Raw genomic sequence first — 10,254 nt, 5'->3', positions numbered from 1 at the left:
TTATAAGACACTTAAGAAATAATCTTAAGGGTCTTTTTTTTTGCCTAATCAATAAAGTAGTTACTTTATTGTAGGAGGAATTAGATCTGGGTTTACCCCAAATTGTACAAAGAGCAACGGATGAACCTTCATTTTTCAAAAAATCGAACAACAATGATTCAGTCTAAATCATAAGAAAAGTTCAGTGGAAAAAGTTTTTTCTGATGTTTTAAGGGTGTGCTTTAGTAAAGAGTTTATTTTTTTAGGGAAATTTATTTGATTTAAAAAAAGTGGGATTTGCTTTTGTCCCAGTTAGCTTTATTTTTCAGGAAAGGAAGTTTTAGTATGAAGATCAAAGAAAAAAAATGGGGACTCCCAAATTATGTATTTATAGTTTTAGGTATAATATTATTTATTTTAGGTTTGGGAGTGAAGGATACTGTAGTAGAGGCAGAAATGATCAAGATGCAACCTGGGGATACAGGTAATATTTATTATGATGCGAGTAACGTCTATACGATGACTGGCACAAAACATGGACAGCCGTGGTCGGATAATACTGCTGCAATGGCTGTTTCTCCCGACAATGGTGAAATCGATCAAATGGTTTTTTGTATCCAACCTGGGGTTCCCTTTATCAACACAAATAATCCTGGCTATGAAGCAGTAGCGGTCAATGATATTCCACAAGATGCCCAGATAGCTTCGATTATTTGGAATAGTTTTTATGTTTTTGGCACTAATTTTACAACAGAGGATCGAATGGTCACGCAAGCTGTGATCTGGGAATTATTACCACAATATGGGATCAAAGTGGACAAGATTAGTCGGATTCCAGATTTTCAAGCGAGAAAGCAAAAGTTGTACGAGGGGATAAAGGAGTATAAAAGAGTACCTGAATTTCATCAGCAAACGATTAATTTAACTTTTGGGAAAACAGTGTCTTTAGTTTCTTCTGTTGATTTAAATTCATTTGAGACACAAGTCTCTAATAGTGCAAAAGTCAATTGGAATATCCTAAATGGTGGAAAGACAGTCGAGGTCTCTCCAACAGATCTTAAGGTTACAAGCGGCAGTATCGTTTTTAAACGTGCCTTCAAGGAGGGGACCCCGATTGCTTTTGAAAAGACAGGATCACAAACTGTTTATCTGCCAAGTGTGAAAGATCCGAGTAATTATATGGTGAATTTTCAGATTCAATTAGATGGAGAAGTTACTATAAAAAAAATAGACAAAGAAACGAACGAAGCGGTTGCTGCTACTCAGTTCTATGTTGAATTTAGTGGAAATGATGCACCGTTAGCGCAGACCGTTACTACAAATGGAGAAGGAATAGCGACAATCAAAGGGATCAAACATGGTGTTCATGTGAAGGCTACTGAAATTTCGGTCCCCCCTCCTTATATTTTAGGTTCGGTGATTGGTGACTCTGATGTAGTGGAAGGGGAGGTCTCAGCTGGAGAATCCTTGGTATTGACTCAGCGAAATCAAAAAGCAAAAGGGAAAATAGTGATTGATAAATCCGGTGTTGAATCGGGAAATGAGATGTGGAACCCTGACTATACATTGGCTGGGAATGTATTTGAGATTCACCAAGGGAGTGAAAATGGGCAAGTGATCCGAACGTTAACAACGGATTCTGCAGGGCATGCCGAAACGGATGGTCTAGCATTAGGAACATACGTGATCACTGAAAAAGCCGCTTCAAATGGGTTTACAAATACGTTTAAACCTGTGACTGTCAATATCGAATATGACAACCAAATGACTGCGATCATAGTAGTTGGTGCTGAAGGAACCAATCAAGAGGTGATTGGTTCAACTGTTTTAACAAAAGTTGATGCTGAAACAGGCAATGAAGCGCAAGGGAGTGCTTCGTTGATCGGTGCAGAATATGGGTTATATCATGAAGACGGTACCCCAGTCAAGTGGTCTGAAAAATACCAACCGGAAATAACGAATGGATCGAAATTAGACAGTGATGAAATTGTGATTCGAATTGATGACCAAGATCAAAAGGTAGGGGTCAAACACTTGGCGTTAGGTAACTATTTCTGGAAAGAAACAAAAGCACCAGAAGGTTATCAACTAGATTCTGTCAAACATGGATTTCAAATTTCGTATAAAAATCAAGATACACAAACAATTCTTACTGAACAAAGATCTGAAGAAAAAGTTATCCAATTGGCCTTAGACGGGTTCAAATATATCGAGTCTCAAAATAGTTCTGTGCAAAGTGGGTATAATGGGATCGAATTGAAGCTAACTCCTATTGAACCAACCAACGGAGAAGCACAGATTGTTGAAACTCAAACAGATGAGAATGGTTATGATGGCTATTGGAAATTTGGTGGTTTTCCGTATGGAGACTATGAACTGGAAGAGGTAAAAGCGCCAGATGGTTATAAATTGATTGCCCCTTTGACTATTCGATCTTCCTTTGATGTAGAGAAGCGTGAATATACCTTTACCATAACAGAAAAAGGGCAAGAAAAACCAATAAAAGTGGTGAGAAAAACGGAACAAGAGATCAATAACGGTTCCAATGTGATCCACTTGGGAAAATTATTCTTGATAGACGAACATGTACGTTTACCGAAACAACCAGAGATTACTACATTATTTATGACAACTGAAAATGGACAAACATTTGAGCCGACAGTTGATCAAAAATTACTTGAAAAAGTAGAGAATAAATTTGATTCATTGGATATTGGAAAAACATTCTATTATGTTACTCAATTTCATAAAATTGATAAGGATGGGAAAGATACAGTAGTTGATACGGTGAAATCTGAACATACAGTGAGTCAAGCTGATTTTCATTTTGACATTGAGTATAACTACAAAGCTAATACACTACAATATGGGGAAAAATTAGTAGCCACACATATTGTATATTCTGATAAAGAATATCAGGAGGAATACGCTCGTCATTTTGATTTGAAAAATGAGCAGCAAACAGTCGATGCAGTGAATTCGGGTGTGCCAATGATCGAGACCTTATTCATCACCAAAGATGGGGGAAAAACATTCGATCCTATGAAAGATCAATTATTGATTGATCAAGTAAGAGCGATTGTACCCAAAAAAGATATTGGGAAAACATTCTATTATGTCACTCAATTTCATAAGATAGATAAGGCTGGGAAAGAGACAGTTGTTGGTAGAGATGAATCTGAATATCTAGCAAATAAAGAAAAATACGAATTTGAAGTCGGTTATAACTATCAGGCAGGCACATTGAAGGATGGTGAAAAATTAGTTGCCACTCACATCGTCTATACGGATAAAGGACATGAGAAGGAATATGCCAGACATTTTGATTTAACAAATGGACGGCAAACATTGATTGCTAGGACACCTGTTCTCCTCACTCAATTTAAACCTGGAGTAGCTCCGACTGAAGGAAGAGCAATTAATAATCTAATTAGCTCACCTACCGCTTCGAAAGGAATCATTCCTCAAACTTCGGGTGTACTAAATAGCAGGCGAACTTTTATTGTCTTGATAGCTATGCTGATCATGGCTATGACAGTTTATCTGATTGCTAAAAAATATAAAGTAAAATAATAAAAATTGCTTTTTGAAGGTGGAGTTATTTGTCAATTATAGCGTAATGATAGAAAATTCCATGATGGCTGTTTTCACTCTACCTTTTTTCCTATCTATTGAGTGAGTATGCTCAAATATTTTGAAAAATAGGATTAGATCAGTGAAGATAAGAAATTCTTGGGGCTACTGCATTACAGGAAATACTGTTTTGTGGTAGCTCATCTACATGTTTAGGCGATTTCTTAAATGGAACGAAGGATGTTCCAGTTTACTTAAGATTTTTTATTGGACTGATTTATTAGAAAATGAAACGATATTGATTCACAGTTTATTTGAGAATAAGGGATGACTTATGAAAAAAATACTTAAGATTTTTCCGCTTATATGGCTACTGTTAGGATCTATTATTTTGGGAATGACCATATATGGATATTGGCTATTGCAACGGACTGATATGAAAGGAAAAGAAATTTATTACTTGATTCAAGATAAGCAGGATATAGAAATAAAACAAAAAGAGATAAGTGAAGAGGCGATATTTGACCCAAACAACATTCACCCAGTTGATACGAAAGAATTTGCAATCGCACAGCTACATTATGAAGAACTTGTCGATGAATGGGGCATAGGGAAAATCTTCCTTCCTAGCGCTTCCATCCAAACAACGATTTTAGCGGGGATGAATAATGACCATTTGATGGTGGGAGTAGGAACTTACCTAAAGGAGCAACGTCTAGGAAAAGGAAATTATGTTTTACTCGCACATAATTTAGTACAGGGTGGTGGAACGTTGAAAAATCTGCCGCAGACGAAGAACCATACATTGATTTATGCCACAGATTTTTCAAATGTATACGAGTATCGGGTAACAAAGAATCAAATCATCCATCAGTCTGAAAGTGAGGTATTAGATCATCCAAAAGAAAAACAAAAACCAGTACTCACCCTCATACGATGTGAAGGTGGTTTGAATACAGAAAATCGAGCAGTTGTTCAAGGAGAATACGTCCGAGAATATCCCGCAGAGGAAGCAAATGATAAACTGAAAGGGAAATTGGGGTTAGTCTCTCTAGCCAAAAAAACAAACCAAGCAACGAAAGATATTGGGGTTTTAGAGGAAAGTGGACAACAAAGAAAGGGGAACGCCATAAATACTTCCCCTCATTTAGTAAGAGAGGTGCAAACAGAAGGATTAGAAAAAATAGGTTTACCTGTTTATTCTTCTGTTGAAAAATTGGGTATTTGGTTGGTGCAACAGTTTAGTGATTTTGATACGTTGCTTTACTATTCCTGTTTGTATCTTTTAGTGCTAATTTTATTGATGTAAGACAGCGCTTTTGGGAAAGAATAAAGCACACCTCTATTCTTTCAAGATCATACTTCAGTTGTATGATCAGAGACGAGCTACTATAAGTAAATCAAATGATAAAAAATCCATTGTAATTAGAGTAGCAGATTCTTATACTAATACTGTAGGAAACAAAATAAGTAGAGTAAGATTTTGATAATATACAAAAAATGACTAATTGGAAAAGTTCTTAGTTGTAAGGGGGATGGATATGGAGTGGTTTTCAGGTGGAAAAGAAAGAAGTCAATGAGCAATTGAGCTTATGGATAAATTATTAAATGAGTTTGATGATTCGACAAATGAAACATTAAAAAGAACGTTATTGGAATATAGAGTTTTTCTCCCTAGACCTTCTTTTCGATGCTGCTGACATTAAAAAGAACGTTATTGGAATATAGAGGGTAACAATAGTTAAAACAAATATATAAATATCTATAAAAATATAGGTTATATTAGCGATTTTTTGTATACTCCTATTGAGGTGAAAACTATGACTATGTATTCAATAGGAGAATTTGGAAAACAAATAGGCGTAACGCCACAAACCTTGAGAAACTGGGATAAAAAAGGGGAATTGAAACCCGCCCATGTTTCACAAGGTGGTACTCGTTATTATTCTGAAGAACAACGAAATCAATTTTTAGGAATCGCTGGAAGAAAGAAACCGAAACGAATAACTATTGGTTATTGTAGAGTAATTTCAAACAAAAAGATGACTTAGAACGTCAGATTGAGAAACGATTACGTCGGTTACAGCGTAAAGTCTCTCGAAAATACGAGATGAACAAGGAGGGAACCCGATTTGTCAAAACATGTAACATCTATAAATTAGAAAAAGAAATTCGGCATACCTATCGAAAACTAGGAAATATTCGTCAGAACCACATCCATCAAACAACAACGGAGATAGTGAAAATCAAACCATCGAAAATCGTTGTCGAAACATTGAATGTAAAGGGAATGATGAAAAATAAGCAATTAGCTAAATCAGTCGCACAACAAAAATTCTATGAGTTCAAACGCCAACTACAGTATAAATGTGAAGACTATGGCATTGAATTAGTAGAAGCAGATAAGTTCTATCCAAGCTCAAAACTATGCCACGAATGTGGATATAAGAAAGTAGATTTGAAATTGTCTGATCGCGCCTATCATTGTGAAGAATGCGGATATACAGCGGATAGAGATTATAATGCAAGTCTAAATTTAGCGAGTTATATTGCTTAATCTACGAGCTTCTACTGAAACAGAAACATAGATATGTAGGATTCGTTGTATCCGAATTAACGCCTGCGGAGTGTTAAAGCAAACGAGAGTAGCGAGCAAGTGGCAAAATTGGACACGTAGAAACAGGAAATAAACATAAATCTGACAACTTTTATAGTTGGTTAGAAATATTTATAGATTTTTGGCAACGGTGAATTGATAATGGAACGGGGTTCTGTTCCTCTGGTTTTAAGTCGGATGAATCTTGCTCTTTCTAATGTCATGAGAAAAGACGAAACTCATTTAACGGATAGTCAGTTAGCTACATTCAAAAAACTGACGGCATTATCAAATATAAGGTATGGGTATTAAACTAAAAAAAACGAGTAGGATTTCCTATTTTTAGATTGATCGTTTTTTATCAAGGGTTTTAGGGAGAAAAAGTAGAATTGGCTCAAAAGAAGAAACAGCATTCAATAATCTGGCTGGTAGCGAACATTGTTGAATTAAAAAAACATTTCATATAAATGCTAAAAAAGGACTAGGGTAATCACTACACATCAAGTGTAAGGATTATTCTAGTCCTTTTTTAGTTACTTACTTTTGAAGGCTTTAATGAAAAGAAGGAGAAGTCTAGAGCTTTTTCTAAAAGATGTCTTTGCTTTTTAGAAGAATCATTCAAGTAACCGATTGATGCTTTTTCTATAAGATATATTTCAGGAAAATTGATTATTACATACTGGCTATAGCAAAACAATTGGTGTAGAAATTCGTAAAATCTTGGATCAAGGCATCTTTTCTGATTTCTTTAGCTTCAAATAAGGATTGATTTTTTCCTTGAGGGTCAATGGCAATGATTCTACCGATTTCTGCCCGTCTAGCTGCTAGCAGACCAGAATAGGCATCTTCGATTACGAGACAGTCCTGTGGTTTTAAGTGTAGTTTTGCAGCGGCTTTAACAAAAATATCTGGTTGAGGTTTTCCCGGAAATGACCCGTCATCAAAGACTACTTGGTTCAAATCAAACCAGCGAGCTAAATGAAAGACATCAAAGTAAAAAACAACGTTTTCTTTGACTGTAGCAGTGGCAATCGTAAATGGGACTGCTTGATATTTTAATAAATCTAATGTTTCTTCCAATCCTTTTGTCAAAACAAGTTGTTCAGGATGTTGTTGACAAAGATTTCGATAGTAGGCTTCTTTTTCATAAGATAGTCGTGCAATCTCTTCATTTGTTAGATCAGAAGAAATAAAGTAACGAAGAATTTCATCATTTGTTCGACCATGGATCTGTTTTAAAATTTCATCGTCTGTCAATTGTCTATCGGAGTAGCGACGGATCATGTGGATCCAAGCTTCTTCATGGAAATGGGAGTCTTGGAACATCGTTCCATTAAAATCAAAAATAATTCCTTTCATTATCATTCTCCTAAGCGTTATTTGCTAGTGGTTCAGCAATTTTTAGATGGACGTATTGTGAGTAATGTTCTTTGACTCTAGGACTTACTCGGTGGTCAGTGATCAAAAGATCCAAATCATGTAGATTATAAAAAACATAGAAATCATCACGATTGAACTTTTGATTATCAACGAGCAAATATTTGGTTTTTGAATTATTCAAGGCAATTTGTTGTGCTTCGCCTTCTTCAGTACTATAGGTGGAGATTGCTTCATTGTGCACACCATTCGAACTGATAAAAGCTTTTGTGAATTTTAATTTTCTTAAATTCTCGTTGGTGATGGGGCCAACAAAAGCACCTGTATTTTTTCGAAAATCCCCCCCGATCAATAGGATTTCAGGGATTTCTGCTTGAGCTAACACTTCAAAAACAGCATAATTGTTTGTAATGATCCGTAAACGTCGTTGAATCAAAAAAGAGGCGAGTAATTCAATCGTTGTCCCCGGACCTAAGAAAATAGTGTCTCCGTCATTGATCAATCTAGCAGCCGCAGCAGCAATTTGTTGCTTTTCCTCAATTTGCATAACAGATTTTTCAGTATGAGACAATTCTTGATCCAGCGTATAGGTCAAGCTTTGTGCGCCGCCATGCACTCTAAGTAATTTGCCCGATTTTTCTAATTCATCTAGATCACGCCGAACGGTCATATCCGATACTTTTAACTGATCCATGATTTCGTTTACGGTGAGAATTCCTTTTTTATTGACCATTTCGCTAATTGTCAATAAGCGTTCTCTTTTCAACATATTATCACTCCCAATTCAAACATAATCTACCACATGATGAAAGCGCAGTCAAATAAAACAAACAAAAACGAACAAAAAATATGTGAATAATCAAATAAACGAGATTTAGACAACTTTTGCGACAAATATATGATTAGTTATGTTTGTTTTTGTTGACAAATGTTTTGAATGCGATTACAATTCGGTTAGTTAGAAAATAAATGTAAAACAAGGTAGGAGAGAAAAAATGCTTAAATTACCTGAGGATTTTATTTTTGGAGGAGCCACTGCGGCTTATCAAGTAGAAGGTGCAACAAAAGAAGGCGGTAAAGGGGCAGTTGCTTGGGATGAATTTTTAGAAAAGCAAGGAAGATTTAGTCCAGATCCTGCAAGTGATTTTTATCATCAATATGCAAAAGATATTGAATTATGTGAGAAATTCGGTGTGAATGGCTTACGATTATCGATTGCTTGGAGTCGGATCTTTCCTGAAGGAACAGGAGAAGTCAATAGAGAAGGGGTAGATTTTTATCATCAAGTTTTTGCGGAATGTGAAAAGCGGGGCGTGATCCCTTTTGTGACTTTACATCATTTTGATACACCAAAGGTTTTATTTGACCAAGATGATTTTTTGAACCGCGACAACGTTGAAGCATTCGTAGACTATGCCAAGTTTTGTTTTGATGAATTTAAGGAAGTGCGTTATTGGAGTACATTCAATGAGATTTATCCGGTAGCAACGAATCAATATTTATTAGGGATCTTTCCCCCAGGTATTACGTATGATTTCACCAAGATCATTGCTTGTCTACACAATATGATGTATGCGCATGCAAGAGTAGTCAATCTTTTTAAAGACTCTGGCTATAAAGGAGAAATCGGTGTCGTCCATTCTCTTGAAACCAAATATCCTGCTTCTGATTCACCAGCTGATCAGCATGCTGCTTTTTTAGATGACGCGTTATCGATCCGTTTCTTATTGGATGCTACCTATTTAGGTTATTATTCCCAAGGAACGTTGTCTGCTTTAGACGAAATCTGCCAAGCAAATCAAGCGACTTATCATTTTCCAGAAGAAGATCTTAAAGAAATGAAGCGTGCCTCACATCGCAATGATTATCTGGGGATCAACCATTATCAATGCCATTTTGTCAAAGCTTATGAGGGTGACAACGAGATCCATCACAATGGCACTGGGGATAAAGGGACGTCCGTCTATAAAGTCAAAGGTATTGGAGAACGAATTTATAAAGAAGGGATTCCTCGAACAGATTGGGATTGGTTGATTTATCCAGAAGGGCTGTATGATTTATTACTACGGATCAAAGAGGACTATCCCCACTATCAAAAAATTTACATCACTGAAAATGGGATGGGCTTCAAAGATCAGTTTGAAGATGGAATCATCATAGATCAACCAAGAATCGATTATTTGAAAGTCTATTTAGAATCTCTGAGTCAGGCGATTTCAGCTGGTGTCAACGTCAAAGGTTATTTTCTTTGGTCATTGATGGATCTGTTTTCTTGGTCTAATGGCTACAATAAACGGTATGGATTATTTTATGTAGATTTTGAAACACAAAAACGTTACCCGAAAGAATCAGCTTATTGGTATAAATTTGTTAGTGAAACAAAAACGATTATTTAACTGGAGGAATTAGCATGAATAAAGAAGAATTACAAATGTTGGGGTTTGAAATCGTTGCATACTCAGGTGATGCTCGTAGTACATTGTTGAAATTATTGAGAGAAGTTCGACAAGGAAATTTTGAACATGTCGAAGAAGCATTGAAAGAAGCAGATGAAAACTTAACGTTGGCACATAATTCACAAACAAAGATATTAGCGGAAGAAGCTTCTGGAAAAGAGATGGATATGGGGTTCATTTTTATCCATGGACAAGACCATTTGATGACAACTTTATTGTTAAGAGATCTGATCCAAGATTTTATAGAACTATATAAAAATAAATAATCACTAG

The 10,254-nt window shown here is 35.9% G+C and carries 8 protein-coding genes and 1 pseudogene; 7 read left to right on the top strand and 2 right to left on the bottom strand.

All coding sequences use genetic code 11. The annotated features are described in order from the left end of the window. The first annotated feature begins 324 nt into the window (after nt 1-324). The 5 genes and pseudogenes from A5844_RS02425 (at nt 325) to A5844_RS14095 (ending at nt 6,460) form a co-directional block, all read left to right on the top strand. Nucleotides 325-3,552: a SpaA isopeptide-forming pilin-related protein gene (locus tag A5844_RS02425; RefSeq protein ID WP_086283586.1), complete on the top strand. Its 3,228-nt coding sequence runs from the start codon at nt 325-327 to the stop codon at nt 3,550-3,552. Nucleotides 3,553-3,886: 334 nt separating this feature from the next. Continuing rightward, nucleotides 3,887-4,861 (top strand): class A sortase, encoded by a 975-nt coding sequence (locus tag A5844_RS02420; protein ID WP_086283584.1) that lies wholly within the window; start codon nt 3,887-3,889, stop codon nt 4,859-4,861. 511 nt (nt 4,862-5,372) lie between these two features. Beyond that, nucleotides 5,373-5,617, top strand: a pseudogene (locus A5844_RS02415) (MerR family DNA-binding transcriptional regulator); the annotation flags it as partial. After that, nucleotides 5,612-6,109 carry an RNA-guided endonuclease InsQ/TnpB family protein gene (locus A5844_RS02410; protein ID WP_306297849.1) on the top strand — a complete coding sequence of 166 codons (498 nt, stop codon included), beginning with the start codon at nt 5,612-5,614 and terminating at the stop codon, nt 6,107-6,109. The pseudogene A5844_RS02415 and the gene A5844_RS02410, both read left to right, overlap by 6 nt. Before the next feature lie 201 nt (nt 6,110-6,310). Then, on the top strand, nt 6,311-6,460 hold the full coding sequence (locus tag A5844_RS14095) for a bacteriocin immunity family protein (protein ID WP_154670118.1): 150 nt from the start codon (nt 6,311-6,313) through the stop codon (nt 6,458-6,460). A gap of 360 nt (nt 6,461-6,820) precedes the next feature. On the opposite strand, the gene A5844_RS02405 is transcribed toward A5844_RS14095, so the two are convergent. Both A5844_RS02405 and A5844_RS02400 read right to left on the bottom strand, forming a co-directional pair. Next, nucleotides 6,821-7,507: an HAD family hydrolase gene (locus tag A5844_RS02405; protein ID WP_086283580.1), complete on the bottom strand. Its 687-nt coding sequence runs from the start codon at nt 7,505-7,507 to the stop codon at nt 6,821-6,823. Nucleotides 7,508-7,517: 10 nt separating this feature from the next. Continuing rightward, nucleotides 7,518-8,294, bottom strand: coding sequence for a DeoR/GlpR family DNA-binding transcription regulator (locus A5844_RS02400; protein WP_086283578.1), 777 nt, complete (start codon nt 8,292-8,294; stop codon nt 7,518-7,520). Between the two features lie 226 nt (nt 8,295-8,520). Between A5844_RS02400 and lacG the strand changes: the two genes are divergently transcribed. Beyond that, nucleotides 8,521-9,921, top strand: a complete 1,401-nt coding sequence (gene lacG / locus A5844_RS02395) for a 6-phospho-beta-galactosidase (RefSeq protein ID WP_086283576.1) — start codon at nt 8,521-8,523, stop codon at nt 9,919-9,921. 14 nt (nt 9,922-9,935) lie between these two features. Beyond that, nucleotides 9,936-10,247: a PTS sugar transporter subunit IIA gene (locus A5844_RS02390; RefSeq protein ID WP_086283574.1), complete on the top strand. Its 312-nt coding sequence runs from the start codon at nt 9,936-9,938 to the stop codon at nt 10,245-10,247. The last annotated feature ends 7 nt before the right edge of the window (nt 10,248-10,254 follow it).

It is taken from the genome of Candidatus Enterococcus wittei, assembly GCF_002140175.1.
GTDB lineage: Bacteria > Bacillota > Bacilli > Lactobacillales > Enterococcaceae > Enterococcus_B > Enterococcus_B wittei.
Note: the sequence above shows the minus strand (reverse complement) of the source record. Positions and strands in the feature narration are given on the sequence as shown.